The following is a 24,811-nucleotide window of genomic DNA, read 5'->3' on the forward strand; positions in this document are numbered from 1 at the left end:
CCCGTCCCCCGCTCGCCCCACCGGGACGTCCACGCTAGCGCCGCTGCCGGGACGAGCGGGAGGTGTCGCCGGGACCCGGCTTATCCTGGCGGGAAACACCCCCATCACCACACGCACGGAGCGCGACTTGTACTTCACCGATCGCGGCATCGAGGAGCTGGAGAAGCGGCGCGGCGAGGAGGAGGTCACCTTCGAGTGGCTGGCCGAGCAGCTGCGCACCTTCGTCGACCTGAACCCGGACTTCGAGGTCCCGGTGGAACGCCTGGCGACCTGGCTGGCCCGCCTGGACGACGAGGACGAGGACGAGGAGTAGGCACGGGAGGAGGCGCGGGACGGGCGCGGACCTGGAACGGTCCGCGCAGCGCCGCCGCCGGTACGACCGAGGGGCCCGACCGCGTGCGGTCGGGCCCCTCGGTCGTACCGGGGACGGGCTGGGCCTGGATCAGGCGGCCTTGGTCTCCCAGAAGATGCGGTCGATCTCGGCGATGAGCTCCAGGGCCTTGGCACCGGTCGCCGGGTCGTTCGACGCCTTGGCGGCCGAGAGGGCCTTCAGGGTGTCGTTGACCAGGGTGTGCAGCTGCGGGTACTTCTCGAAGTGCGGGGGCTTGAAGTAGTCGCTCCAGAGCACCGACACGTGGTGCTTCGCGAGCTCGGCGCGCTGCTCCTTGATGGTGATGGCACGCGCGCGGAAGTCCGCGTCCTCGTTGGCCTGGTACTTCTCCTGGACGGCCTTGACGGACTCGGCCTCGATACGGGCCTGGGCCGGGTCGTACACGCCGCAGGGCAGGTCGCAGTGGGCGGAGACCTTCACCTTGGGGGCGAAGAAGCGGGAAAGCATGGAGTGGGTCCTCCTCGTGATCGTCTTCTCAAAGGTGGAGATTACTCGCTGAGAAACCGGAAATCGCGGGCGCCCCCATGGGCTTAGGACAAAAGTCCAGGGGCGGTCGAGGAGTGGTGAGCGAACGTACGGGACCGTACGGCAGCATGCGGGGAGGACGAGGAGGCCGGACATGACGGAGAACAGGCGCACACGGGGGCGCATCGGCATCACCGAGGTGACGGGCCCGTCCATGGCCCCGACCCTGGCGGACGGGGACCGGCTGGTGGTCCGGTACGAGGCGCTGGTCCGTCCGGGTGACGTGGTGGTCTTCCGCCATCCGCTGCAGCAGGACCTGCTGGTGGTGAAGCGGGCGGCCGAGCGCCGGCCGGGCGGCTGGTGGATGCTCGGCGACAACCCGTTCAACGAGACCGGGGACAGCACCGACTACGGCGCGGTCCCCGAGGAGCTGGTGCTGGCGGTGGCCCGGCTGCGGCTGCGGCCGCGCCCGGACGGTCAGCGCTCGCTGAGGGCGTGGCTGTCCTGGGCGGCCTCGGCGGTGCGGCCGATGCGTGCGGACTCCTCGGCCTCCAGCCGCTTGCGGGCGCGGTAGGCGGCGACGTTGGCGCGGGTGGCGCAGCGGTCGGAGCAGTAGCGCCGGGAGCGGTTGGTGGAGGTGTCGAGGTAGGCGTTGCGGCAGGGCGGCGCCTGGCACAGGCCCAGGCGGCCGGGGCCGTGCTCGGTGAGGGCGAAGGCCAGGCCCATCGCCGCCATGGCGGCGTAGCCGGCGGAGGCGTTGGAGGGGTGCTCGGCGAGGTGGATGTGCCAGTCGGGGCGGCCGTCCGGGCCGACCAGCTCGTGGCCGGAGACCTGGGGGCTGACGGGGAACTCCATGAGCAGGGAGTTCAGCAGGTCGACGGCGAGGACGTGGTCGCCGCCGTCGGCTGCCTCGAAGACGGCGCGCAGCCGGCCGCGCACGTTGCGGAAGCGCGTGACGTCGGTGTCGGTGACCCGGCGGGCCATCTGCACGCTGGCCCCGAAGAGGGCGCGGACGTCGTCCACCGAGGTGAGCGCGTCCTTGTTGCGGGCCGGCTCCTCGGTGTTGACCAGGCGCACGGCATAGTCCGAGTAATGGGCCAGTTCCACTTGTAGTCCTTACGGATGCGGATTAGTGTCAGCAACGGCCGCGGTAACGGCTGGTACTGGTTCGAGGGTATTACGTACGGAGGGGTTCTCGATGACGGATACGGCGACCGGCTCGTTCGGCACGGACTGGCAGGCCTGGCAGGACAGCTGGGACCGCCAGCAGGAGTGGTACATGCCCGACCGCGAGGAACGGTTCCGGGTCATGCTGGACATGGTGGAAGCCCTGGTCGGCCCCGCCCCCCGGGTACTGGATCTCGCGTGCGGTACGGGAAGTATCACGGACAGGCTCTTCAAGCGGTTCCCGGAAGCCTCCAGTACGGGGCTCGATCTCGACCCCGCGCTGCTGACGATCGCCCGGGGCCACTTCGCGGGTGACGACCGGGTCACCTTCGTCACCGCCGACCTCAAAGACCCGGACTGGCCCGCGGCCCTCCCGTACGAGTCCTACGACGCGGTCCTGACCGCGACCGCGCTGCACTGGCTGCCCAGCGCCGACCTGGCCGTCCTGTACGGGCGGATCGCCCCGCTGGTCCGCCCGGGCGGGGTGTTCATGAACGCCGACCACATGCCCGACCCCGCCACCCCGCGCATCGACGCCGCCGAGCACGCCCACCGGCACGCCGGCATGGACCGGGCCCGCGCCCTGGGCGTCCCGGACTGGCGCGAATGGTGGGCCCTGGCCGCGGCCGACCCGGCCCTGGCCGAGGCCACGGCGGCCCGGTTCGAGATCTACGGGGAGCACGCGGACGGCGACACCCCGGACGAGGCCTGGCACGCCCGGACCCTGCGCGCGGCCGGCTTCGCCGAGGCCCGCACGGTCTGGCGCTCCCCCTCGGACGCACTGGTCCTAGGTCTGAGGTAGGGACTTCGGACCGGCGCCGGGAACGACGAAGGGGCGGTACGGGAATCCGTACCGCCCCTCACGCGTGTCGCGGTTACAGCACCTTGGACAGGAACGCCTTCGTCCGGTCGTGCTGCGGGTTGCCCAGGACCTCGCGCGGGTGGCCGGACTCGACCACGACGCCGCCGTCCATGAAGACGAGGTTGTCGCCGACCTCGCGGGCGAAGCCCATCTCGTGGGTCACCACGATCATGGTCATACCCGATTCGGCCAGGTCCCGCATGACGTCGAGGACGTCGCCGACCAGCTCCGGGTCGAGCGCCGAGGTGGGCTCGTCGAAGAGCATCAGCTTCGGCTCCATGGCCAGCGCGCGGGCGATCGCCACGCGCTGCTGCTGACCGCCGGAGAGCTGGGTCGGGTAGTTCCCGCCCTTGTCGCCGAGGCCGACGCGGTCCAGGAGCTTGATCGCCCGCTCGCGGGCCACCGCCTTGGACTCGCCCTTGACCATGACCGGGGCTTCCATGACGTTCTCGATGGCCGTCATGTGCGGGAAGAGGTTGAAGCGCTGGAAGACCATGCCGATGTCCCGGCGCTGGGCCGCGACCTCGCTGTCCTTCAGCTCGTAGAGCTTGTCGCCCTTCTGCTTGTACCCGACCAGCTGGCCGTCGACCGAGAGCCGGCCGGCGTTGATGCGCTCCAGGTGGTTGATGCACCGCAGGAAGGTGGACTTGCCGGAGCCGGACGGACCGACCAGGCAGAAGACCTCACGGGGGGCGACCTCCAGGTCGATGCCCCGCAGGATGTGTGCGGCGCCGTACGACTTGTGGACGCCTTCGGCCTTGACCATCGGCTGGGCGGTCACTTCGCCACCTCCGTACGGCGGAACATGTTCAGATTGGCCTTGAGCCGCTCGAACGGGGTGGGGGGCAGGCTGCGCAGCGAGCCGCGGGCGTAACGGCGCTCCAGGTAATACTGGCCGACGCTGAACACGCTGGTCAGCGCCAGGTACCAGATGGACGCGACGAAGAACATCTCCATGACCGCGCCGGCGGTGCTGCCGATGTTGGAGCTGGCCCGCAGGAGTTCGGTGTACTGCACCGCCGAGACCAGGGAGGAGGTCTTCAGCATGTTGATGAACTCGTTGCCGGTCGGCGGGATGATCACGCGCATCGCCTGCGGGAGCACGATCCGGCGCATGGTCTGCGTCTGGGTCATGCCGAGTGCGTGCGAGGCCTCGCTCTGGCCCTCGTCGACGGACTGGATGCCCGCACGGACGATCTCCGCCATGTAGGCGCCCTCGTTCAGGCCGAGGCCCAGCAGGGCGACCATGAACGGCGTCATGACGTCGACGGTCTCGTTCTTGTAGATCGGCCCCAGGTTGATGTACTGGAAGATCAGCGGGAGGCTGAACCACACCAGGAGCTGCACGTAGACCGGGGTGCCGCGGAAGAACCAGATGTAGAGCCAGGACACGAAGCTCGTGACCGGGTTCTTCGACAGGCGCATCACCGCGAACAGGATGCCGAGCACGAGGCCCAGCGCCATGGACGAGATGCTGATGATGATGGTGTTGCCCATGCCCGCGATCACGGCGGGGTCGAACAGCTTGTCGCCGACCGTCGCCCAGATGATCTTGCCCTGGGAGAAGGCGTAGACGAGCCACCCGAGGAGTACGGCGACGACCACAGCGCTGATCCAGCGGCCGTAGTGCCGTACGGGGATTGCCTTGATGGCCTCGTAGGGGGTGGTGCCCGAGGCGCCGGGCCCGGCCGGCGGTGTTTCGGCCGGACCCTTGTCGATCTTGTCAGTCACAATGACTGCCCTTCAGTGGAGCGCTCGGACTTACTTGCCCGCGTTGATCGTGGCGGACTGCACGGCACTGCCCTGGACGTTCCACTTCTCCAGGGCCTTGGCGTAGGAGCCGTCCTTGATGGTGGCGTCGAGGGCTTCCTTGAGCGCGTCGCGCAGCTGGGTGTTGTCCTTGGAGACCGCGATGCCGAAGAGGCCGACGTCGGACTGCTGGCCGCCGACCTCGAAGTCGTTGCCGCCGCCCGAGGTCTTCGCGATGTACGCGGCGACCGGGTAGTCGTTCAGGTCGGCCACGGCGCCGCCGGCCTTCACGCGGGTCTGCGCCTCGGCGTCGGTGTCGAAGGCCTCGATGGTGAGCTTCTTGTCACCGCACTTCTCGGCCTGCGCCTTGAAGGTGTCCTCGTAGATCGTGCCGCGCTGGACGGCGACCGTCTTGCCGCACAGGTCGTCGAGGGACTTGATGTTGTCCGGGTTGCCCTTCTTGAGGATCAGCGAGACGCCGGAGGAGAAGTAGTCGACGAAGTCGACACCCTTACCGATCTTCTGACCCTTGTCGTCCAGGCCTTCCTGGCGCTTCTTGTTGTCGGTGATCGAGGAGATCGCCACGTCCTGGCGGCCGGTCTCCAGGGAGGTGATCAGACCGTCGAAGGTGCCGGAGGTGAACTGGAACTTCACACCGAGCTGCTTGCCGAGCGCGTCGGCGATGTCGGGGTCGACACCGACGATCTTGCCGCCGTCGACGAACTCCATCGGCGCGTAGGCCGTGTCGGAGCCGACCTTGATGACACCGGCGTCCTGGATCTTCTTCGGGAGCTTCGAGAACAGCGGGGCGCTGTTGTCGGCCTTGCCCGAGGCGGTCGAGGAGCCCTTGTCCGTCTGGTCGCCACAGCCGGTGAGAATCAGGGCGCCGGCGACCGCGATCGCGCCGACCGCGGCGATCCGGGACCGGGCGGCGGTCGTACGACGGGTGGTGCTTGCGGTCATGAGCTGGTTCCTCCGACAGGGGTGGAAAAGCATCCGGAAGAGGTCGCACACGCACCATCGAGTGTCGCGACCTTGTGTGATTACGGCATCTTGCCATTCGGACTGACGCATTCAGGCTGCCCATCAGGTCAAAATCAGATAACGGGCGCGCCCGACTACCCAACAGGACTGCGGGCAAGGCCCCTCGGAGCCGCACAAATCGCCGTGACCAGCCCTTTTGCCCTCACTATTTGCGGCGCGTCTCACCCATTGGACAGAGAGGTTTGGACTTTTAGCCAAAAACAGGACAAGCGACCTACAGTTGAGCGGGAATCGACTCGTCTGGGCACACGTTCTTCGGGTAGAACAGATCCTTACACCCCTCATCCGGGGCTCAGGGCGCGCGTGCGGCGCGCCCGCGCGTACGAACCTCCCCTTCGCGGAGGCGGGCCAACCGCCGACGCGGAGTACGGACGCGGTGCCCGCCCACCCCTTAACCAGGAGTGGCCACCCTCAACGATTCAAAGGACTTAAGGGGTCACACGAAGTGGCAGCGGAGATCGTCAACCCTCGCAGTGACAGTGCGACGGACAACAACCCCGATGCGGTGTTCGCGCTGCACCGGGGCGGCAAGATGGCCATCCAGGCCACGGTGCCGGTGAACGACAAGGACGACCTGTCCCTGGCGTACACCCCCGGCGTGGCGAAGGTGTGCACCGCCATCGCCGAACAGCCCGAGCTCGTGAACGAGTACACCTGGAAGTCGAACGTGGTCGCCGTCGTCACCGACGGTACGGCCGTGCTCGGACTCGGTGACATCGGTCCCGAGGCCTCCCTCCCCGTGATGGAGGGCAAGGCGATTCTGTTCAAGCAGTTCGGTGGAGTGGACGCGGTTCCGATCGCGCTCGCCACCAAGGACACGGACGAGATCATCGAGACGGTCATCCGCCTCGCGCCGTCCTTCGGCGGGGTCAACCTGGAGGACATCTCCGCGCCCCGCTGCTTCGAGATCGAGCGCCGCCTCCAGGAGGCGCTGGACATCCCGATCTTCCACGACGACCAGCACGGCACGGCGATCGTGACGCTGGCCGCCCTGCGCAACGCGGCGAAGCTCACCGGTCGCACCCTCGGCGACCTGCGCGCCGTGATCGCGGGCGCCGGCGCGGCGGGCATCGCCATCGCCAAGATCCTCGTGGACGCGGGCATCGGCGACGTCTGCGTCGCCGACCGCAAGGGCGTCGTCTCGGCGGACCGCTCCGACCTGACGGACGTCAAGGCGGAGATCGCGGGCCTGACCAACAAGACGGGTCTGAACGGCACGCTGGAGGAGGCCCTCGCGGGCGCGGACGTCTTCATCGGCGTCTCCGGCGGCACGGTCGGCGAGGAGGCCGTGGCCACGATGGCGAAGAACTCCTTCGTCTTCGCCATGGCCAACCCGAACCCGGAGGTCCACCCCGACGTCGCGCACAAGTACGCGGCGGTCGTGGCCACGGGCCGTTCGGACTTCCCGAACCAGATCAACAACGTGCTGGCCTTCCCCGGCATCTTCGCGGGCGCCCTGAAGGTGCGCGCGACCCGGATCACCGAGGGCATGAAGATCGCCGCCGCGGACGCCATCGCCGGTGTCGTGGGTGACGAGCTCGCCGCCGACTACGTGATCCCCTCGCCGTTCGACGAGCGCGTCGCCGAGGCCGTCACGGCCGCGGTCGCCGCGGCGGCGAAGGCCGACGGAGTGGCCCGCCTGGCCTGAACGCCACGTTGAGCCCTACGCGAAGAGGCCCGGCCGGGATGATCCGGCCGGGCCTCTTCGCGTGCGCGTCGTTCCCTCGCAGAACGCACCCTCCCGGCCCCCGAACCGGGAGGGGTCGTTCCGTCTTTTCCTTGCCGGGCGCGCGAGAGAACGCGGGGACGCAAAGTGAGAAGGCGACGAGAATGACAGGCTCATGACGAGCGCGCCGCATGGCTTGAATCCTACCTCGATCCAGACCGCCTCCCGACGTTCCGTTTAGTCCTATCCAGCGGACAAACCGCCTGGTACGGAGGGAACTTGACGGAGGGGACACGTCTTCCGCTCCGGCGTGGCGACACGCTTCGACCCCTGGCCAGACGGGTCTACCGACCGGTAGCCTCTGGCCGCATGTTCGCTGCCTATGCCGCCCGAATCGACCGAGACCAGCCGCTGAACGGCCTTGTGCTGGGTGACCGCCCGGCACCCGAGGCCCGTCCCGGCTGGGTGACCGTGAACGTCCGCGCCGCCTCCCTCAACCACCACGACCTGTGGTCGCTGCGCGGAGTCGGCCTGGACCAGGACAAACTGCCGATGATCCTCGGCTGCGACGCCGCCGGAACCGACCAGGACGGCAACGAGGTCGTCCTGCACTCCGTGATCGGCCAGAGCGGCCACGGCGTCGGCCCCGACGAGCCGCGCTCGATCCTGACCGAGCGGTACCAGGGGACCTTCGCCGAGCAGGTCACCGTGCCCGCCTGGAACGTGCTGCGCAAGCCCGCCGAGCTCTCCTTCGCGGAGGCCGCCTGCATGCCGACGGCCTGGCTGACGGCCTACCGGATGCTCTTCACCAACGCCGGGGTGCGCCCCGGCGACTCCGTCCTCGTCCAGGGCGCGGGCGGAGGGGTCGCCACCGCCGCGATCGTCCTGGGCCGCGCGGCCGGCCTGCGGGTCTTCGCCACCAGTCGCGACGAGGCCAAGCGCAAGCGGGCGGTGGAGCTGGGCGCCCTGGAGGCGTTCGAGCCCGGCGCCCGGCTGCCGCAGCGGGTGGACGCGGTCATCGAGACGGTGGGGGCCGCCACCTGGTCGCACTCGGTCAAGTCCCTGCGGCCGGGCGGGACCCTGGTCATCTCGGGCGCCACCAGCGGCGACCGGCCGGCGCACGCCGAGCTGACCCGGATCTTCTTCCTGGAGCTCAAGGTGGTCGGCTCCACCATGGGCTCGAAGGACGAGCTGGAGGACCTGCTGTCCTTCTGCGCCGCCACCGGCGTGCGGCCCGTCATCGACGAGGTGCTGCCGCTGGACCGGGCGCGCGAGGGCTTCGAGAAGCTGGAGGCGGGCGACCTCTTCGGCAAGATCGTCCTCACCACCTGAGCACGCCCGACGGCATCCGTTTGTCAATCTGGGTTGACAGCCCTCCCCTGTCAACCTAGATTGACATGCATGACGGAAGCCACCGACCTCGCAGAACGGGCCGGAGACCAAGACCCCCGCGTGGGCCTGCACGCCGTGGCCGCCCTCCGCAGGCTGCTGGAGCAGCTGGAGGCCGTACAGGTGCGCAGTGCCCGCGCGCAGGGCTGGTCCTGGCAGGAGATCGCGGCCGAGCTGGGCGTCAGCCGGCAGGCCGTACACAAGAAGTACGGGAGGCTGTGATGTTCGAACGCTTCACCCGGGACGCCCGCGCCACCGTGAAGGGCGCGCTGGACGAGGCCCGGCGGTCCGGCGCCGCAGCGGTCACCGAGGAGCACCTGCTGCTCTCCCTGATGGGCCTCGGCGCCCTGGACCCGCTCGGCGTGGACCGGGAGTCCGTACGGGCCCGGCTCGCCGAGTCCCGGCGGCGGGGCGGGATGTCCAAGGCCGACGAGCAGGCCCTCGCAGGGCTCGGCATCGACCTCGGCGAGATCGTCGCCCGCATCGAGGAGACCCACGGCGCGGGCGCCCTCGCGACCCCGCCCCCGCGCCGGCGCCGCGTCCTCCCATCGCTCCGCCGCCGCCCGGAAGCGGGCGACCGCGTCCCCTTCGCCGCGGACGCGAAGAAGGTGCTGGAGCAGTCCCTGCGCATCGCCCTGGGCCGGCACGACGACCACATCGGCACCCTGCACCTGCTGCTGGCCCTGCTGTCCCGGCCGGGTACGGTCTGCGAGGTCCTCGCGGACCACGGGGTCACCTACGCCGCGGCCGAGACGGGCCTGGCGGCCTGACCCTCCCCTACGCGCCCGGCCGCAGCCCGGCCTCGATCCGGGCGGCGGCCGCGGCCAGGTGGGCCCGGGCCTCGGCCAGCTGGGCGGGGGTCACGCCGTGGTCGCGCGCCGCGTCGCGGACGTCGTCGCGGAAGCGGTCCAGCAGCCGGTCCAGGTCCCGTGCCGGGTCGGCGGTGGGCGCGAGGTCCTCGGCCCACCCGGCACCCGAGGGTCCCGGGGCACCGGTCGACCCGGTGGGGGCGGTGCCCGCGGATCCCGTGCCGAGCCAGGCTCCGGCGAGGCTCCCGAAGACCCCGCCGGGCTTGGCGAACTGCTCCTGGAGCTGGGCGGCGATCCGCTGGACCTCCTCGCGGGCCCGCTCCTGGGCCTCCTTGGCCTGGCGGCGGGCCTGCTGGGCCTCCTCACGGGCCCGGCGGCTCTCGTCCTTCGCCCGGCGGGCCTGTTCCTTCCACTCCTGCCTCGCCTTGCGGAGCTCCTCCTTGGCGGCCTTCCAGGACTCGTCGTCGACCTGGGTGGCCGTGGCGGAGGCGGCGGCCCGCATCTCGCGCCGCAGGTCGCCGGCGGCGCCCCGGACGTCGTCGCGGATCTCGGCGGCCAGCTCGGAGACGGAGTCGCGGATCTCCAGCTCCAGGTCGGCCAGTTCACCGCCGCGGTCGGCCAGTTCGGCCCGGCCCGCCTCGGTGATGGAGTACACCTTGCGCCCGCCTTCGGTCGCGTACGTGACGAGTCCCTCCGCCTCCAGCTTCGCCAGCCGCGGGTAGACGGTGCCCGCGGAGGGGGCGTACAGGCCCTGGAAGCGCTCCTCCAGCAGGCGGATCACCTCGTACCCGTGGCGGGGCGCCTCGTCCAGGAGCTTGAGCAGGTAGAGGCGGAGTCGGCCGTGGGCGAAGACGGGCGGCATCTCAGAGCACCTTCTTGTCGAGCTGGAGGGGGGTGTCCGCGTCGGCCTGCGGGCGGCGCAGCAGGGCGATGGCCCCGGAGACGGTCGTCGCCCGCAGGGTGCCGGCACCCGTGCCGAGCGTGCCGGTGATCCGCTTGGCGCCGAGCTGCCCGGAGACCCGCAGGTCCTCGAAGGCATTGGAGACCCCGCCGGTGGCGGTGTTGGCCTCGACCTTGGCGTCGGCGGGGTGCGGCAGGCGGATCGCCACCTCGCCGGAGACGGAGTTGAGGAAGATGTCCACCGGCTTGGGGGCGGCCGGGTCGGGCGCGAGGTCGATGAGCATGTCGCCGCTGACCGAGTCGGCCCGTACGTTGCCGCCGAAGCCGTCGACCACCGTCAGGCCGCCGGAGACGGAGTGGAAGCCGAGCTCGCCGGTCAGGGACTGGGCCTCGACGCTGCCGGAGACGGTGTGCGCCTTGACCCGGCCGGACAGCCCGACGAGGGTCGCGTCGCCGGAGACCCCGTTGACCTCGGTGCCGCCCGCGATGCCGGAGACGAAGACGGTGGCGCTGACGGTGGCCAGCTGCACGTGGGTGCCGGCCGGCAGGGTCAGCGTCACGGTCACACTGCGCTCCCAGGCCTTGCGGCCGTCCTCGGAGGCGCCCTTCCAGGCCTTCCACGGCTTGCCCTCGAACCACTTCTTGAAGCCCTGGGAGCCGTTCCAGGGGAGGTCCTCGTAGGACAGGGTGAGGGTGCCGTCCTCCTGGACCACGTGCAGGGGCGGCCCGTCGACCTCGGCGACCTCCAGGCGCGCCGGCCCCGCGTCGGCGGCGGCCACCACGTTGACCGTGCCGCCGACCACACGGACGCGCAGGTCGGTCACCGGCTGCTCGAAGGTGAGCTTCTGCGGTGCGGCGACGGACCACGTCATCTGCTCTGCCATGGTGCTGCTCCTCCTCGTGGGCTACGCACGCAACATATCGCGTCTTCTGTAGAACACGATATATCGCGGCAGGGTGAAGTCAAGCACCTGCGCGACATCCCGGCCGGGCCGGTGACCGGCGCGGCTGCGGCGCTGCCGGCGCCGTACGCGCACGGGGGCGACCACGCCGTCAGCGTGCCGTGCCCGGTCGCGGGGCTCTCCGCCGCCATCCGGGCGGCCGGCGCGTCGGCGGGTGCGGACGCGCTCCGGCCGGCTCCCGGGTGCGCGTACCGGCTGACGGAGCCGGACGCGGGGAACCCCGCAACGGGCTGCCCGGGATCACCGCCGGCACCCTGAGGGCGGCCCACGTCGAGGTCACCCGCAACGCCGCGGGCGGCACCGGCTGAGACCCCGCCCGGCCGGGGCGGGGCCGGGGGTTCAGGCCGCCAGGAGGGGGCTCGCGTGGTGGCGCAGCCAGGCCCGGTACGGCGGCGTGCGCAACGCCGCCTCGCGATAGGCCGCGCGGAGGTCCTCGTAGACCTCCGCGTGCGCCCCCGGCCGCGTGGCGAGGAGCAGGCGGACCGCGAGCGGGTCCCCCGACAGGGGCCGGATGGCCATGTCGTCCCGGGGCCCCGACGTCGGCTGGCAGGGCGCGACCGCCTCGCCGGAGACGATCAGCGAGGTGGCGGTGTGGTAGTCGGCGTGCAGCACGGGCGGATCGAGGCCCGCCCCGGCGAAGACCCGGCGCAGTCCGTCCCATTCGCCGTCGACGGAAGGGTCGACGGTCCAGCGGTCGCGGGCCAGGTCCTGTAACTCCACCACCGACGACCGCGCGGCGGGGTGGTCCCGCGCCATGGACACGAACTGCGGCTCGCGCTCCATCAGCACGTGCAGCTGGAGCCCCTCCGGCACCCGCAGGGGGCAGCCCTCGACCTCGTGGACGAAGGCCACGTCCAGCTGCCCGGCGGCCACCATCCGCAGCAGCGCGTTGGCCGAGACGTCGACGACCAGCGAGGTCTCCGTGTCGGGCGCGCGCCGGTGCAGCCGCCGCAGCCACCCCGGCAGGGCGCGGCTCGCGGTCGAGCCGAGCCTCAGCCGGGGTCCGTGCGCCGCCGCGCGGGCCTCGGCGACCAGCGCGGCCATCTCCGCGAGCAGGGGCCGGGCCCGGCCGAGCACCGTGCGCCCGAACGGCGTCGGCCGGCAGCCGGTGCGCTCCCGCAGGAACAGCTCGCCGTCCAGGGCCCGTTCGATCCGGCGCAGCTGGGTCGTCAGCGAGGGCTGGCTCACGCCGAGCTGCCGCGCCGCCTTGTGCAGGCTGCCGGCGTCGGCGATGGCGCACAGCGCCCTCAGGTGCCTGACCTCAAGCTCCATGTCCCGAGGGTAGGGGGCGGCCGACGGACCGCACCAGCCACCTATAGCCCCCCGAATCCCGCCATTCTCACGCCAGTTGCCCTGTCGAAATCTTCCCGATAGGCCGGCGCTATCGGGTGCTGACATCATCCCCGAGCCCCTTCGGCTCCCGCAGACTCCGGTACCGGACGACCCATCCACCCCCCACCGCACCGGCTGAGTAGGAGCCCCCCACATGCGCCACTCCCGCAGGATCACGCTGTCCGCGACCATCGGCCTCGGCATCGCCGCGGCCCTCGGCGGCGTGGTCCCCACGGCCACGGCGGCGAACGCCCCGGCCGGCAACCCGGCCAGCTACGCCGCGTACGAGCGTTCCGAGGAGAACCAGGCCGCCAACAGCGCCTTCTTCGAGGCCGTGAAGCGCTCGGTCGCCGAGCAGCGCGCCGCCAACCCCGGCCTGATGGCCGTCACCGTCACCTACAACACCCGCAACGCGCCGAGCTTCCGCAGCGTGATCGCCCGTTCCACCCAGATATGGAACAGCTCGGTGTCCAACGTGAAGCTCCAGGAGGTGTCCTCCGGCGGGAACTTCTCGTACTACGAGGGCAACGACTCCCGCGGTTCGTACGCGAGCACCGACGGGCACGGACGGGGTTACATCTTCCTCGACTACGCCCAGAACCAGCAGTACAACTCCACCCGCGTGACGGCGCACGAGACCGGTCACGTGCTGGGCCTGCCGGACCACTACTCGGGGCCGTGCAGCGAACTGATGTCGGGCGGCGGTCCGGGCACCTCGTGCACGAACCCCAACCCGAACAGCGCCGAGCGCTCGCGCGTGAACCAGCTGTGGGCCAACGGCCTGGTCGCCTCGGGCATGGACACCAAGGGCTAGCCGCCGGCGGCGTACCGCGTGCAGTCCGGGTTCCGGCAGGGACCCGGGCTCCACTCCGGCACGAAGATACCGAGGGACTTGCGTCGTCTCAGCAGGGTGTCGACGGCGCGCCCGCAGGCCTGGCACGTCAGCTGCTCGTGCCCGGCCCGCGGGGCCACCGTCCCGCGCACCCGCTGTTGCTGTTCACCGGCCATACCTCCACGGTAGGCCGGTTCCGCGCGGGCGGCGCGCTTCAGCGCTTGACGTCGTACGAGGTGATGATCCGGCCGCCGCCGAGGACGGTGCGGCCGGGCCCGGCCGGCGGAGGCGATCGTCTCGGGGTCCCCGCCTCAGCCCAGCGGTTTGCGCCACATCGGCCACATCGGCGGCCCGTCCGGCAGCCGCACCGCCTCGCCCGTGAACTCCCAGCCGAGCCGCTCGTAGAGCGCACGGCTGCGCTCGCTGCTCGCCTCCAGGTACGCGGGGACGCCCTCACGGTCGCAGCGCTCCAGGACCGGCCTGATCAGCTCCGTGCCCAGCCCCTCGCCCTGCCGCCCCGGCGCCACCGCGATCATCAGCAGGTACTCGTGCTCCTCCGTCGTGGGGTGCACCGCGCCCGTGAGCCGGCCCACCAGCTCGCAGCGCTCGTTGCCGGGATCGGCGACCGCCCGCATCTTCGCCGGGACCTCGTCCTCGACGGGCTCCGCCTCCGGGTCGTCCGCAGGGACCCGCAGCCACAGCGCCGCCGCCGAGCCGTCCGCCGCGTAGTCGATCCGGCCCTCCGCGAGCGCCACGTCCACGAAGACGCCGAGGAAGCGGCCGTGCACGGCGGCCCGGTGCTCCGGATCGGGGAAGACCCAGCAGCTCACCGGGTCGCTGCGGAAGGCCTCGTCCAGCAGCCGCGCCACCGCGTCCCGGTCCGACTGGTCCGCCTGGCGTATCTCCAGCACCACAGGTCACACCCTCCACTCAGGTCCACTCAGGTCTCAACAACACTGAGTGATCCTAGAGTTGGGCCACCTGCGCGGGAAGGCGCGTTCCGGCGCCTTCCCGGTGCCGGAACGCGCCTTCCCCGTACCCCCCTCCCCCCGCGGTCACCTCGTACGGCGCGTCACGAACTCCGCCAGCGCCAGCAGCCCGCCCGCCGCCGCGAGGTCCGGGACGGCCCGGGACAGTTCCTGCACCGCCCGGCCCATCCGGTCGGCGGCATGGGCCTGCGCCCAGTCCCGCCCGCCGGCCCGCTCCACCGCGCGGGCCGCGGCGCGCACGTCGTCCCCGGCCATCGGGCCCGCGTACAGATCGGCCAGCTCCGCCCCGGCCCGGGTGCCCGAGGTGAGGGCGGCCACGACCGGGAGGGACTTCTTGCGGGCGAGCAGATCGGCCCCGGCGGGCTTCCCGGTGTGCCCCGGATCCCCCCAGATGCCGATCAGGTCGTCGATCAGCTGGAAGGCCAGCCCGGCCTCCCGGCCGAAGGCGTCCATCGCCTCGACCTCCTCCGGCCCGGCCCCCGCGTAGAGCGCGCCCAGGGCGCACGCGCAGCCCAGCAGGGCCCCGGTCTTCGCCGTCGCCATGGTCAGGCACTCGTCGAGCGCGACGTCCGGGCGGCGTTCGAAGGCGCAGTCCGCCTGCTGTCCGGCGCACAGCTCGATGACGCAGGCCGCGAGCCGGGCGGAGGCGGCCGCCGCGGCCGGGTGCGGATCCTCGGCGAACAGCCGCAGCGCGAGCGCCATCACGGCGTCGCCCGTGATGATCGCGTCCGGTATACCGAAGACGGTCCAGGCCGTGGGACGCCCGCGCCGGCGGACGTCCTTGTCGATGACGTCGTCGTGCAGCAGCGTGAAGTTGTGCGCCAGCTCCACGGCCACCGCCGCCCGTACGACCCCCCGCCCGGCGGGATCACCGGGCTCACCGGGCCCTGCGGCGAGCGGGCCGCCCAGGGCCTGCGCGGAGGCGAGGACGAGCGCGGGCCGGATGGCCTTGCCCGCACCGCCGTCCGCCGGGCGGCCCTCCTCGTCCTCCCAGCCGAAGTGGTACATCGCCACCCGCCGCATGGACCCGGGCAGGCTCTCGACGGTCCTGCGCAGTTCCGGGTTGACCGTTTCTCTCGTGCGCTCCAGCAGGGCCGCCGCCTCCTGCCCCTCGCCCGCGGCGAGGGCGTTCGCGGTCATCAGCGCCAGCGGCCGATCTCGACGTTCTCCAGCACGCCGAGCGCGTCCGGCACCAGCACGGCTGCGGAGAAGTAGGCGGTGACCAGGTAGGAGATGATCGCCTGCTCGCTGATGCCCATGAAGCGCACCGACAGGCTGGGCTCGATCTCGTCCGGGATCCCGGGCTGGTGCAGGCCGATCACGCCCTGCTCGTCCTCGCCCGTGCGCATGCACAGGATGGACGTCGTACGGGCGTCACTGACCGGGATCTTGTTGGACGGGAAGATCGGTACCCCGCGCCAGGCCGGCACCCGGTGGCCGCCGACGTCCACCGATTCCGGGTAGAGGCCGCGCTTGTTGCACTCGCGGCCGAAGGCGGCGATGGCCTTGGGGTGCGCGAGGAACATCTTGGAGCCGCGCCGCATCGCGAGGAGGGCGTCGAAGTCGTCGGGGGTGGGCGCGCCCTCGTGGGGCTGGATGCGCTGGTCGTAGTCGGCGTTGTGGAGCAGGCCGAAGTCGCGGTTGTTGAGCATCTCGTGCTCCTGGCGCTCGCGCAGCGCCTCGACCGTGAGCCGCAACTGCTGCTCGGTCTGGTTCATCGGCTGGTTGTACAGGTCGGCGACGCGGGTGTGGACGCGCAGGACCGTTTGTGCAATGGAGAGTTCGTACTCGCGCGGGCGGGCCTCGTAGTCGACGAAGGTGCCGGGCAGGACGGCTTCGCCGCGGTGGCCCGCGGAGAGGTCGATCGCGGCCTCGCCGTACGTGTTGGTGCGCTGGGCGGGCGCGGACCGCGCCCGGTCCACGTGCGCGCGCAGCGAGTCGACCCGGTCGGCGAGGAGCTGGAAGTCCTGGCGGGAGAGGACGAGGGCGGTGCCGGAGGTGGCGGCGCGGGCGGTGTACTCCCAGATCGCCTCCTCGTCCGTGAGGGCCCCCTCGCCGAAGTAGGCGCCGTCGGCGACGGTACGCAGGACCGCGTCCTCGCCGTAGGGGCCGGGGCCGATCTGGTCGATGCGGCCGTGGGCGAGCAGGAAGACCCGGTCGGAGGGGCTGCCGAAGGAGGTGAGCTCCTGACCGGCTTCGAAGTCGACCTGGCGGCAGCGGGCGGCGAGTTCGGTGAGGACCTCTTCGTCGTCGTAGTCGCGCAGCAGCGGGAGTTCGCCGAGCTCGGCGGGGATGACCTGGACCTGGGTGCCGGTCTTGATGAACTCCACGATGCCGTTGCCGACGGAGTAGCTCAGGCGGCGGTTGACGCGGTAGGCGCCGCCCTGCACCGAGACCCACGGGAGCATCTTCAGGAGCCACCGCGAGGTGATCTCCTGCATCTGCGGCGCGGACTTGGTCGTGGTGGCCAAGTTCCGCGCGGCCGAGGTGCCGAGACTGCGCTGCGGTGTCTGGGGTTCGGTTTCGGAACCCGCCTGGACCGACATGTCTTTCCCTTTCGATCACTCCATGGATCTGCGGGACGGAACACTTCCAGCACGCAACGTGGTGAGACCATTACACAAAAGGGTGGGACTACTCCGTGTGGGTCTGGGCATCCTCCCGGGTTGAACGTCTTCACAGGACCCCCTCCGCACCCCACCGGTTCCGGCCACTTCTCGCGCCCCGCTCCATAAGTTGTATCTGCGATGCAAGTTTTCTAACCTGGGGTCATGCGGCTGACGCGATTCACCGACCTGGCGCTGCGCGTCCTGATGCGCCTGGCCGTCGAGAACGGGGAACTCCCCACCACCCGGGAGGTGGCGGCGACCATGGAGGTCCCGTACACCCACACGGCCAAGGTGGTCGCCCGCCTGCAGCACCTCGGGCTGGTCGAGGCGCGGCGCGGCCGCGGCGGCGGGCTCGCGCTCACCCCCGCCGGACGCACCGCGTCGGTCGGCGGCCTGGTGCGGGACCTGGAGGGGGAGGGTGACGTCGTGGACTGCGACGGCACGGTTCCGTGCCCGTTGCGCGGGGCGTGCGTCCTGCGCGGCGCGCTGCGCCGGGCCCAGGAGGCCTTCTTCGCCACCCTGGACCCGCTCACGGTGGACGCACTGGTGGCGGCCCCGACGGGGCCGCTGCTGCTGGGGATCTCCGGCGGCGGCCGGAGCCGGGACGAAGGTCCCGCCGCCGAGGGCCGAGTGGCCGATTAGCTGCGCCGCAACCCCCGCCTAGCCTGGACCCGAGGGGCCTCCCGAACGAACGTCCGCATCGCGGGAGCGCCCTTCGCTGGGCTTGAATATGAATCTGAAATACCAATTCACGAGGAGCTCCGCATGCTGTCCGAGAAGTCGACCGCGACCGTACGCGCCACCCTGCCCGCCGTCGGAGCCGCCATCGGCGAGATAGCGGAGCTGTTCTACGAGAAGCTGTTCGCCGCCCACCCGGCCCTGATCCGGGACCTGTTCAACCGCGGCAACCAGAACGCCGGACTCCAGAAGCAGGCCCTCGCCGGTTCCGTCGCGGCGTTCGCGACCCACCTCCTGGCGCACCCGGACACCCGCCCCGACGTGATGCTGAACCGCATCGCGCACAAGCACGCCTCCCTCGGCGTCACCCGCGAGCAGTACCCCGTCGTCCACCGGCACCTCTTCGAGGCCATCGCCGAGGTCCTCGGCGACGCCGTCACCCCCGAGGTCGCCGAGGCCTGGGACGAGGTCTACTGGCTGATGGCGAACGCCCTCATCGCCATCGAGGAACGCCTCCACGCCGAGCAGCAGGTCACCGCCGGCGACGTCTGGCGGGAGTGGACCGTGGCCGGCCGGGTCGAGGAGACGGCGGACTGCACCACCTTCCGCCTCGCCCCCGCCGACGGCGCGCCCGCCCCCTCCTTCCGGCCCGGCCAGTACGTCTCCGTCCAGGTCGAACTCCCCGACGGCGCCCACCAGATCCGCCAGTACAGCCTCTCCGGCGCCCCCGGCTCCCCGGTCCGCTCGATCACCGTCAAGCGCGTCCACGGCCCGGCCGCCGGCGGCCCCGACGGCGAGGTCTCGAACCACCTGCACTCCCGGGTCCGCACCGGCGACACCCTGCGCGTCTCGGCCCCGTACGGCGACCTGGTCCTGCGGGACTCCGCCGCACCGGTGCTGCTGGCCTCGGCCGGCATCGGCTGCACCCCGATGCTGTCGATGCTGGAACACCTCGCCGACACCGGGCACGCCGCCCCCGTCACCGTCCTGCACGCCGACCGCTCCCCGGCCGACCACGCGCTCCGCGCCGACCACCGCTCCCTGACCCACAAGCTCCCCGACGCCTCGGCCCGCTTCTGGTACGAGGCCGACGCCGAACCGGGCGACTCCACCGGGCTGGTGGACCTGGAGTCCGTACCGGTCGCCCCCGGCACCCAGGCGTACCTGTGCGGTCCGCTCCCCTTCATGCGGTCGGTGCGCGCGCAGCTGATCGCGAAGGGGGTCCCCGCCTCGGACATCCACTACGAGGTCTTCGGCCCGGACCTCTGGCTCGCCTCGGCCTGACGCCCGCCTGTCCGGATCGGATCGCACACCGTACGAATGCCCTAGCGGCGGAACAGCCGCCTCCACTACACCGGTACGTGATGAGACGAACACACACGGTGTCCGTCGCGCACCGCCACACAAGGAGGCGGCCATGTCCGTACCCATGTCCGCGGACCGGTTCCTCGGCGCCCTGCGCGCCGAGGGCCTCACCGTCGTCCAGGTCGGCGCCTGGCGCACCCACAACCGCAACCACAAGGGCCCCTGGGGGCCCGTCAACGGGGTGATGATCCACCACACCGTCACCCGGGGCACCGCCTACAGCGTGGAACTCTGCCGCGACGGGGACTCCGACCTGCCCGGCCCGCTCTGCCACGGGGTCATCGGCAAGGACGGCCGCGTCCACCTGGTCGGCTACGGCCGCGCCAACCACGCCGGAGCCGGCGACTCCGACGTCCTGGCGGCCGTGATCGCCGAACGGCGGCTCCCCCCGGACCGCCAGGCCGACACCGACGGCAACCGCCACTTCTACGGCTTCGAGTGCGTGAACCTCGGCGACGGCGAGGACCCCTGGCCGGCCGTCCAGCTCGACGCCGTCGCCCGCGCGGCGGCCGCCGTCTGCCGGGTCCACGGCTGGGGTTCCCGCTCCGTACTGGGCCACCTCGAATGGCAGCCCGGGAAGATCGACCCCAAGGGGTTCACCATGGACTCGATGCGCGCCCGCGTGGCCGAACGCCTCAAGTGATCAAAACCGGTTGACCCCCCGGCCGCCGCCGGGATCCCCTGCACCCATGCCAACCGATCTCCGCATCGTCCCCGTGGCGGCCGACGACGAACAGGCCGTCCGCCACTGGCACGACGTCCACAACCTGATCATCCCTCCGGACGCCCTCACCCTCGCCGAGGTCCGCGAACGCGCCGTGCGCAACCGCCTGGACGTCGCCTACACCGGCGACACGCTGGTCGGCTGCGCCACCCTGCGCCCGCCCACGCCCGACAACGACGGCACCGCCACCGTGATCGCCCGGATCCTCCCCGCCCACCGCCGCCGGGGCCTGGGCACCGCCTTCTACACCCACGTCCTGGAGCGGGCCCGAGCCCTCTCCCCGGCCGCCGTGGAGACGATCGTCCTGGAGTCCAACCAGGACGGCCTGCGCTTCGCCCTCGCCCGGGGCTTCACCGAGACCGAGCGCTACCTCATGCCCGGAGACTCCGTCCCCTACCTCACCCTCCGCCTGTCCTGACCCGACAATGGACGGGTGACCCACCCCGAGCTGCTCCCCCGCCCGCCGTCCCCGCTGGTCGAGGCCGCCGACGACCGCTTCGCCGCGCACGGGGTCCGGCTCCTCCTCAAGCGGGACGACCTCGTCCACCCCGAGCTGCCCGGCAACAAGTGGCGCAAGCTCGCGCCCAACCTCCGGGCGGCCCTGGAGGCCGGGCACGACCGGCTCGTCACCTTCGGCGGGGCCTACTCCAACCACCTGCGGGCCACCGCCGCGGCCGGCCGGCTGCTCGGGCTGGGGACCGTCGGCGTCGTCCGCGGGGACGAGCTCGCCGGGCGGCCGCTGAACGACTCCCTCGCCCGCTGCGCGGCGGACGGCATGCGGCTGCACTTCACGACCCGCTCCGACTACCGCCGCAAGGCCGAACCGGAGACCCTGGGGCGGCTGCTGGAGTCGGCCGGGGCCGCGGGCGCGTACGTGGTCCCCGAGGGCGGCAGCAACGCGCTCGCCCTGCGGGGGTGCGCCGAACTGGGCCGTGAGCTGCGCGGCGCCTGCGACGTCGTGGCGGTGGCCTGCGGCACGGGCGGAACCCTGGCCGGACTGGCCGCAGGCCTGGACCCGGGCCAGCGTGCCCTGGGCGTGCCCGTCCTTGCGGGGGGCTTCCTGGCTCCGGAGATACGTTCCCTCCAGCACGGGGCCTTCGGTGGCCCGGCCGGCGACTGGACCCTGGCCGAGGGCTTCGACCACGGCGGCTACGCCCGGGTCCCCGCGCCGCTCGACGAGTTCGCCGCCGACTTCGAGTCCCGCCACGGGTTCCCGGTGGAGCGGATCTACGTGGCCAAGCTCCTCTGGGCCCTCACGGCCCTGACCCGTGCGGGCACCTTCCCCCGCGGCACCACGCTCACCGCCGTCGTCACCGGCCGTCCGTAGCCCGCGCCCCGCCGGGGCGCGGGGTCACGTCTCCTCCCGGTAGGCCGCCGCCTCCTCCAGGTCCAGCCTGCGCAGCAGCCCGCGCAGCATCTCGTCGTCGATCCGGCGCCCGTCCCGCAGGGACACGAACACCTCCCGCTCGGCCGCGATCATCTCCCGCGCGAGCCGCCGGTAGACGTCGTCCGCGGACTCCCCCGTGAGCGGGTTGACCTCGCCCAGCCGCTCCCACACCGCGTTGCGCCGCCGCTCCAGCACCGTCCGCAGCCGGTCCACCAGCGGCGGCGGCAGGCTGTTGTTCGCCGGGGACTCCAGCAGCTCCACCAGCCGTTCCTCCGCCGCCCGCGAGGCCTCGCTCTGCGCCTGCGCCTCCGCGAGGGTCTCCGCCTGCCGGTCCTTCGGCGGCAGCTTCAGCATCCGGATCAGCGGGGGCAGGGTCAGCCCCTGCACCACCAGGGTCCCGATGACCGTCGTGAAGGTGAGGAAGAGGATCAGGTTCCGGTGCGGCACGCCCATCGGCACCGAGAAGGCGATCGCGAGCGACACCACCCCCCGCATCCCGGCCCACCCCACGATCACCGGCGCCTTCCAGTCGGTGTCCGGCTCGCGCAGCCGGATCCGCTCCGACACCCACCGCGGCACGAAGGTCGCCGGGAACACCCACAGGTAGCGCGCGACCACCACCGCCAGGAACACCACCAGCGCGTACCCGAAGGCGGCCGCGCCCTCGTACTCGCCGAGCCCCTTGAGGACCACCGGCAGCTGGAGCCCGATCAACGCGAAGACCACCGACTCCAGCACGAAGGCGACGACCTTCCACACCGCCTCCTCCTGGAGCCGGGTCGCGAAGTCGACCTGCCAGTTGCGGTGGCCCAGGTACAGCGCGACCACCACCACCGCCAGCACGCCCGAGGCGTGCACCCGTTCGGCGGCCGCGTACGCCACGAAGGGGATCAGCAGCGACAGGGTGTTCTGCAGCAGCGGCTCCTTCAGCCGGGTGCGCAGCTGGTGGATCGGCACCATCAGCAGCAGGCCGACGCCGACCCCGCCCACCGACGCCAGCAGGAACTCCGCGACCCCTCCGGCCCAGCCCGCGCCGACCCCGACCGCCGCCGCCAGCGCCACCTTGTAGGCGGTGATGGCGGTGGCGTCGTTGACCAGGGACTCACCCTGCAGGATGGTCGTGATCCGGTTCGGCAGCCCGAGCCTGCGGGCGATCGCCGTCGCCGCGACCGCGTCCGGCGGTGCGATCACCGCGCCCAGCACCAGCGCCACCGGTGGCGTCAGCCCCGGCACCACCATGTACGTCACCCAGCCGACCGCGAGCGTCGCGAAGAGCACGTACCCCACCGACAGCAGCGCGATCGGCCGCGCGTTGGCCCTCAGGTCCAGGTACGAGCTGTCCACCGCGGCCGTGTGCAGGAGCGGCGGGAGCAGCAGCGGCAGCACGATGTGCGGATCGAGCGTGTACGCGGGCAGTCCCGGAACGTACGCGGCGACCAGGCCGACGGCGACCAGCAGCAGCGGCGCGGGCACCGGCGTCCTCCGCGCCAGTCCCGCGACGGCGGCGCTCCCCGCCACCAGCGCCACCAGCGGCAATACCTCCATGCGTTCCATCCCCACTCGTCGCCCCACCCGTACGCTGGCCATCATGAGCGAGTGCACCCATGTTGCCGAACTGCCGCGCCCCGAGCCCGTCCCGCATGCGCCGACCTGCCCCGAATGTGAGGTGCTCGGGAGCCATCCCGTGCAGCTGCGGATGTGCCTGGCGTGCGGGCACGTGGGGTGCTGCGATTCCTCCCCGTACCGGCACGCCACCGCGCACCACAAGGAGACCGGTCATCCCGTCATGCGGAGCTTCGAGCCGGGCGAGAGCTGGCGGTGGTGTTTTGTCGACGGTTCGATCGTCTGAAGCGGGGTAGGTCAACCCTCCGCCGGTTCCCCTTATTTGGGCCCGCAGACCCCTAGCCACTGTGCGTACCCGTGGGCTTACCATCAGTCACCGGACAGGAGCGGGGTCGGCCCTGGCGTTCCAAAACGGGCGCCATGAGGGGTGCCGCGACACGATCGCCCGGATCGCGGTAGCGTCACCGGCGAACAGAGCTCGTACCACCTTGGAGGTGAGGGTGTCCCAGATCGCAGGCGAGCCCGGGACCCAGGACTTCGTGGAAGTCCGGCTGCCGGCTGCGGGTGCCTACCTGTCGGTGCTGCGAACGGCCACGGCCGGTCTCGCGGCACGTTTGGACTTCACCCTCGACGAGATCGAGGACCTCCGCATCGCCGTGGACGAGGCCTGCGCGATCCTGCTCCAGCAGGCCGTGCCCGGCTCCGTCCTCAGCTGCGTCTTCCGGCTGATCGACGATTCGCTGGAAGTGACCGTCTCGGCGCCGACCACCGACGGGCGCGCACCGGAGCGCGACACGTTCGCGTGGACGGTCCTGTCGGCGCTGGCCGGCAAGGTCGAGGCCACGGTCGAGGAGAACCGGACAGTGAGCATCAGCCTCTACAAACAGCGCGGCGCGGGGCCAGGCCCGGTGTGAGCGGCGGGGAGATCCCGGTGCGGGGCGGGGATCGGCCCCGGGTACGGCACGAGGTCGACGGGGGCATCCCCGAACAGCAGCACGCCCGGCCGCACCCGGCTGACGCGGATGCGGAAGACGGCTTTTTGGACTCGGCGGAGCGACGGGCGGGCCCTATGAGCGAGAACCAGAACGAGGAACCACAACCATCACGGCCACCGGCGGCCGCCGCCGCGGCCCCGGCCGCCCCGGGCGCGTCCCCCGCGCTGCCGGATCCGCGGGACCGCAGCGGTGCGCGGGCCCTGTTCTTCGAGCTGCGCGAGCTGCCCGAGGGCTCACCGGAGCGGGCGGAGCTGCGCAACCGGCTGGTGCGGATGCACCTGCCGCTGGTGGAGCACCTGGCGCGGCGGTTCCGCAACCGCGGCGAGCCGCTGGACGACCTGACCCAGGTCGCCACCATCGGCCTGATCAAATCGGTGGACCGGTTCGACCCGGACCGGGGGGTCGAGTTCTCGACGTACGCCACGCCCACCGTGGTCGGCGAGATCAAGCGGCACTTCCGCGACAAGGGCTGGGCGGTACGGGTGCCCCGGCGTCTGCAGGAGCTGCGGCTCTCGCTGACCACGGCCACGGCGGAACTGTCCCAGCAGCACGGCCGCTCCCCCACCGTGCACGAACTGGCGGAGCGGCTGGGCATCTCCGAGGAGGAGGTGCTGGAGGGGCTGGAATCGGCCAATGCCTACAGCACGCTCTCCCTGGACGTGCCGGACACCGACGACGAGTCGCCGGCGGTCGCGGACACGCTGGGCTCGGAGGACGAGGCGCTGGAGGGCGTCGAGTACCGCGAGTCCCTCAAGCCGCTGCTGGAGGGGCTTCCGCCGCGGGAGAAGCGGATCCTGCTGCTGCGGTTCTTCGGCAACATGACCCAGTCGCAGATCGCGCAGGAGGTCGGCATCTCCCAGATGCACGTCTCCCGGCTGCTGGCCCGCACCCTGGCCCAGCTCCGCGAGAAGCTCCTGGTCGAGGAGTAGCCGG

Annotated in this window: 30 protein-coding genes; 17 read left to right on the forward strand and 13 right to left on the reverse strand. The window is 71.7% G+C overall.

Annotated elements, in window-relative coordinates; genetic code table 11:
• The first annotated feature begins 127 nt into the window (after window positions 1-127).
• Window positions 128-313: a DUF6104 family protein gene (locus OG295_RS10915; RefSeq protein ID WP_030190019.1), complete on the forward strand. Its 186-nt coding sequence runs from the start codon at window positions 128-130 to the stop codon at window positions 311-313.
• A 129-nt stretch (window positions 314-442) separates the two neighbouring features.
• Here the strand turns inward: OG295_RS10915 and sodN are convergent, their stop codons facing one another.
• On the reverse strand, window positions 443-838 hold the full coding sequence (sodN, locus tag OG295_RS10920) for a superoxide dismutase, Ni (protein ID WP_007266490.1): 396 nt from the start codon (window positions 836-838) through the stop codon (window positions 443-445).
• A 172-nt stretch (window positions 839-1,010) separates the two neighbouring features.
• Here sodN and sodX point away from each other — a divergent pair, with 172 nt between their 5' ends.
• Window positions 1,011-1,430: a nickel-type superoxide dismutase maturation protease gene (gene sodX / locus OG295_RS10925; RefSeq protein ID WP_280916342.1), complete on the forward strand. Its 420-nt coding sequence runs from the start codon at window positions 1,011-1,013 to the stop codon at window positions 1,428-1,430.
• On the opposite strand, the gene OG295_RS10930 is transcribed toward sodX, so the two are convergent.
• Window positions 1,334-1,963, reverse strand: coding sequence for a CGNR zinc finger domain-containing protein (locus OG295_RS10930; RefSeq protein WP_371676702.1), 630 nt, complete (start codon window positions 1,961-1,963; stop codon window positions 1,334-1,336). The two genes, sodX and OG295_RS10930, sit on opposite strands and share 97 nt — an antisense overlap.
• A gap of 91 nt (window positions 1,964-2,054) precedes the next feature.
• Here OG295_RS10930 and OG295_RS10935 point away from each other — a divergent pair, with 91 nt between their 5' ends.
• On the forward strand, window positions 2,055-2,825 hold the full coding sequence (locus OG295_RS10935; protein WP_371676703.1) for a methyltransferase domain-containing protein: 771 nt from the start codon (window positions 2,055-2,057) through the stop codon (window positions 2,823-2,825).
• 73 nt (window positions 2,826-2,898) lie between these two features.
• Here OG295_RS10935 and OG295_RS10940 read toward each other — a convergent pair whose 3' ends face one another.
• Genes OG295_RS10940 through OG295_RS10950 form a run of 3 tightly spaced genes read right to left on the reverse strand, consistent with a single transcriptional unit; the run spans window position 2,899 to window position 5,597 of the window.
• Window positions 2,899-3,651: an amino acid ABC transporter ATP-binding protein gene (locus OG295_RS10940; protein WP_030225732.1), complete on the reverse strand. Its 753-nt coding sequence runs from the start codon at window positions 3,649-3,651 to the stop codon at window positions 2,899-2,901.
• Between the two features lie 11 nt (window positions 3,652-3,662).
• Window positions 3,663-4,616 carry an amino acid ABC transporter permease gene (locus OG295_RS10945; RefSeq protein ID WP_371676704.1) on the reverse strand — a complete coding sequence of 318 codons (954 nt, stop codon included), beginning with the start codon at window positions 4,614-4,616 and terminating at the stop codon, window positions 3,663-3,665.
• A 30-nt stretch (window positions 4,617-4,646) separates the two neighbouring features.
• Window positions 4,647-5,597 carry an ABC transporter substrate-binding protein gene (locus OG295_RS10950; RefSeq protein ID WP_371676705.1) on the reverse strand — a complete coding sequence of 317 codons (951 nt, stop codon included), beginning with the start codon at window positions 5,595-5,597 and terminating at the stop codon, window positions 4,647-4,649.
• A 526-nt stretch (window positions 5,598-6,123) separates the two neighbouring features.
• Here OG295_RS10950 and OG295_RS10955 point away from each other — a divergent pair.
• The 4 genes from OG295_RS10955 (at window position 6,124) to OG295_RS10970 (ending at window position 9,503) form a co-directional block, all read left to right on the forward strand.
• Window positions 6,124-7,326 carry an NADP-dependent malic enzyme gene (locus OG295_RS10955; protein WP_030225738.1) on the forward strand — a complete coding sequence of 401 codons (1,203 nt, stop codon included), beginning with the start codon at window positions 6,124-6,126 and terminating at the stop codon, window positions 7,324-7,326.
• Window positions 7,327-7,713: 387 nt separating this feature from the next.
• Entirely contained in the window at window positions 7,714-8,676 is a 963-nt protein-coding gene (locus OG295_RS10960; RefSeq protein WP_356211526.1) for a zinc-binding dehydrogenase, read from the forward strand.
• Between the two features lie 69 nt (window positions 8,677-8,745).
• Window positions 8,746-8,955 carry a helix-turn-helix domain-containing protein gene (locus OG295_RS10965; RefSeq protein WP_030225748.1) on the forward strand — a complete coding sequence of 70 codons (210 nt, stop codon included), beginning with the start codon at window positions 8,746-8,748 and terminating at the stop codon, window positions 8,953-8,955.
• On the forward strand, window positions 8,955-9,503 hold the full coding sequence (locus OG295_RS10970) for a Clp protease N-terminal domain-containing protein (protein ID WP_371676706.1): 549 nt from the start codon (window positions 8,955-8,957) through the stop codon (window positions 9,501-9,503). The genes OG295_RS10965 and OG295_RS10970 overlap by 1 nt, the downstream gene beginning before the upstream one ends.
• A gap of 7 nt (window positions 9,504-9,510) precedes the next feature.
• On the opposite strand, the gene OG295_RS10975 is transcribed toward OG295_RS10970, so the two are convergent.
• Both OG295_RS10975 and OG295_RS10980 read right to left on the reverse strand, forming a co-directional pair.
• Complete coding sequence (locus OG295_RS10975) at window positions 9,511-10,404, reverse strand: helix-turn-helix transcriptional regulator (RefSeq protein ID WP_371676707.1); 894 nt, start codon at window positions 10,402-10,404, stop codon at window positions 9,511-9,513.
• Window position 10,405: 1 nt separating this feature from the next.
• Complete coding sequence (locus OG295_RS10980; protein ID WP_371676708.1) at window positions 10,406-11,326, reverse strand: DUF4097 domain-containing protein; 921 nt, start codon at window positions 11,324-11,326, stop codon at window positions 10,406-10,408.
• A gap of 260 nt (window positions 11,327-11,586) precedes the next feature.
• Between OG295_RS10980 and OG295_RS10985 the strand changes: the two genes are divergently transcribed.
• Window positions 11,587-11,712, forward strand: coding sequence for a hypothetical protein (locus tag OG295_RS10985; protein ID WP_371676709.1), 126 nt, complete (start codon window positions 11,587-11,589; stop codon window positions 11,710-11,712).
• Window positions 11,713-11,743: 31 nt separating this feature from the next.
• On the opposite strand, the gene OG295_RS10990 is transcribed toward OG295_RS10985, so the two are convergent.
• Window positions 11,744-12,676 (reverse strand): LysR substrate-binding domain-containing protein, encoded by a 933-nt coding sequence (locus OG295_RS10990; protein WP_371676710.1) that lies wholly within the window; start codon window positions 12,674-12,676, stop codon window positions 11,744-11,746.
• 214 nt (window positions 12,677-12,890) lie between these two features.
• Between OG295_RS10990 and snpA the strand changes: the two genes are divergently transcribed.
• Window positions 12,891-13,550 carry a snapalysin gene (gene snpA, locus OG295_RS10995; protein WP_371676711.1) on the forward strand — a complete coding sequence of 220 codons (660 nt, stop codon included), beginning with the start codon at window positions 12,891-12,893 and terminating at the stop codon, window positions 13,548-13,550.
• On the opposite strand, the gene OG295_RS11000 is transcribed toward snpA, so the two are convergent.
• The 4 genes from OG295_RS11000 to OG295_RS11015 all read right to left on the reverse strand — a co-directional run bounded on the left by OG295_RS11000 (window position 13,547) and on the right by OG295_RS11015 (window position 17,103).
• Window positions 13,547-13,744, reverse strand: a complete 198-nt coding sequence (locus OG295_RS11000) for a hypothetical protein (RefSeq protein WP_266842224.1) — start codon at window positions 13,742-13,744, stop codon at window positions 13,547-13,549. The two genes, snpA and OG295_RS11000, sit on opposite strands and share 4 nt — an antisense overlap.
• 135 nt (window positions 13,745-13,879) lie before the next feature.
• On the reverse strand, window positions 13,880-14,482 hold the full coding sequence (locus OG295_RS11005; protein ID WP_371676712.1) for a GNAT family N-acetyltransferase: 603 nt from the start codon (window positions 14,480-14,482) through the stop codon (window positions 13,880-13,882).
• 141 nt (window positions 14,483-14,623) lie between these two features.
• Window positions 14,624-15,697 carry a family 2 encapsulin nanocompartment cargo protein polyprenyl transferase gene (locus OG295_RS11010; RefSeq protein ID WP_371676713.1) on the reverse strand — a complete coding sequence of 358 codons (1,074 nt, stop codon included), beginning with the start codon at window positions 15,695-15,697 and terminating at the stop codon, window positions 14,624-14,626.
• Entirely contained in the window at window positions 15,697-17,103 is a 1,407-nt protein-coding gene (locus tag OG295_RS11015) for a family 2B encapsulin nanocompartment shell protein (RefSeq protein ID WP_371676714.1), read from the reverse strand. The genes OG295_RS11010 and OG295_RS11015 overlap by 1 nt, the downstream gene beginning before the upstream one ends.
• Before the next feature lie 225 nt (window positions 17,104-17,328).
• On the opposite strand from OG295_RS11015, the gene OG295_RS11020 reads away from it, so the two are divergent.
• The 5 genes from OG295_RS11020 to OG295_RS11040 all read left to right on the forward strand — a co-directional run bounded on the left by OG295_RS11020 (window position 17,329) and on the right by OG295_RS11040 (window position 21,260).
• On the forward strand, window positions 17,329-17,808 hold the full coding sequence (locus OG295_RS11020; RefSeq protein ID WP_371676715.1) for an Rrf2 family transcriptional regulator: 480 nt from the start codon (window positions 17,329-17,331) through the stop codon (window positions 17,806-17,808).
• A 123-nt stretch (window positions 17,809-17,931) separates the two neighbouring features.
• Entirely contained in the window at window positions 17,932-19,128 is a 1,197-nt protein-coding gene (locus tag OG295_RS11025; RefSeq protein WP_371676716.1) for a globin domain-containing protein, read from the forward strand.
• 133 nt (window positions 19,129-19,261) lie between these two features.
• Window positions 19,262-19,852 carry an N-acetylmuramoyl-L-alanine amidase gene (locus tag OG295_RS11030; RefSeq protein WP_371676717.1) on the forward strand — a complete coding sequence of 197 codons (591 nt, stop codon included), beginning with the start codon at window positions 19,262-19,264 and terminating at the stop codon, window positions 19,850-19,852.
• A 46-nt stretch (window positions 19,853-19,898) separates the two neighbouring features.
• Window positions 19,899-20,351 carry a GNAT family N-acetyltransferase gene (locus tag OG295_RS11035; protein WP_371676718.1) on the forward strand — a complete coding sequence of 151 codons (453 nt, stop codon included), beginning with the start codon at window positions 19,899-19,901 and terminating at the stop codon, window positions 20,349-20,351.
• A gap of 15 nt (window positions 20,352-20,366) precedes the next feature.
• On the forward strand, window positions 20,367-21,260 hold the full coding sequence (locus OG295_RS11040) for a 1-aminocyclopropane-1-carboxylate deaminase/D-cysteine desulfhydrase (protein WP_371676719.1): 894 nt from the start codon (window positions 20,367-20,369) through the stop codon (window positions 21,258-21,260).
• Between the two features lie 24 nt (window positions 21,261-21,284).
• Here OG295_RS11040 and OG295_RS11045 read toward each other — a convergent pair whose 3' ends face one another.
• Window positions 21,285-22,865: a Na+/H+ antiporter gene (locus OG295_RS11045; RefSeq protein WP_371676720.1), complete on the reverse strand. Its 1,581-nt coding sequence runs from the start codon at window positions 22,863-22,865 to the stop codon at window positions 21,285-21,287.
• 43 nt (window positions 22,866-22,908) lie between these two features.
• On the opposite strand from OG295_RS11045, the gene OG295_RS11050 reads away from it, so the two are divergent.
• The 3 genes from OG295_RS11050 (at window position 22,909) to OG295_RS11060 (ending at window position 24,807) form a co-directional block, all read left to right on the forward strand.
• Window positions 22,909-23,169, forward strand: coding sequence for a UBP-type zinc finger domain-containing protein (locus OG295_RS11050; protein WP_371676721.1), 261 nt, complete (start codon window positions 22,909-22,911; stop codon window positions 23,167-23,169).
• A gap of 214 nt (window positions 23,170-23,383) precedes the next feature.
• Window positions 23,384-23,797 carry an anti-sigma regulatory factor gene (locus OG295_RS11055; RefSeq protein ID WP_266842211.1) on the forward strand — a complete coding sequence of 138 codons (414 nt, stop codon included), beginning with the start codon at window positions 23,384-23,386 and terminating at the stop codon, window positions 23,795-23,797.
• Complete coding sequence (locus OG295_RS11060; protein ID WP_371676722.1) at window positions 23,794-24,807, forward strand: RNA polymerase sigma factor SigF; 1,014 nt, start codon at window positions 23,794-23,796, stop codon at window positions 24,805-24,807. Before OG295_RS11055 ends, OG295_RS11060 begins: the two co-directional genes overlap by 4 nt.
• Window positions 24,808-24,811: the final 4 nt, after the last annotated feature.

Source organism: Streptomyces sp. NBC_01276 (assembly GCF_041435355.1).
Lineage (GTDB): Bacteria > Actinomycetota > Actinomycetes > Streptomycetales > Streptomycetaceae > Streptomyces.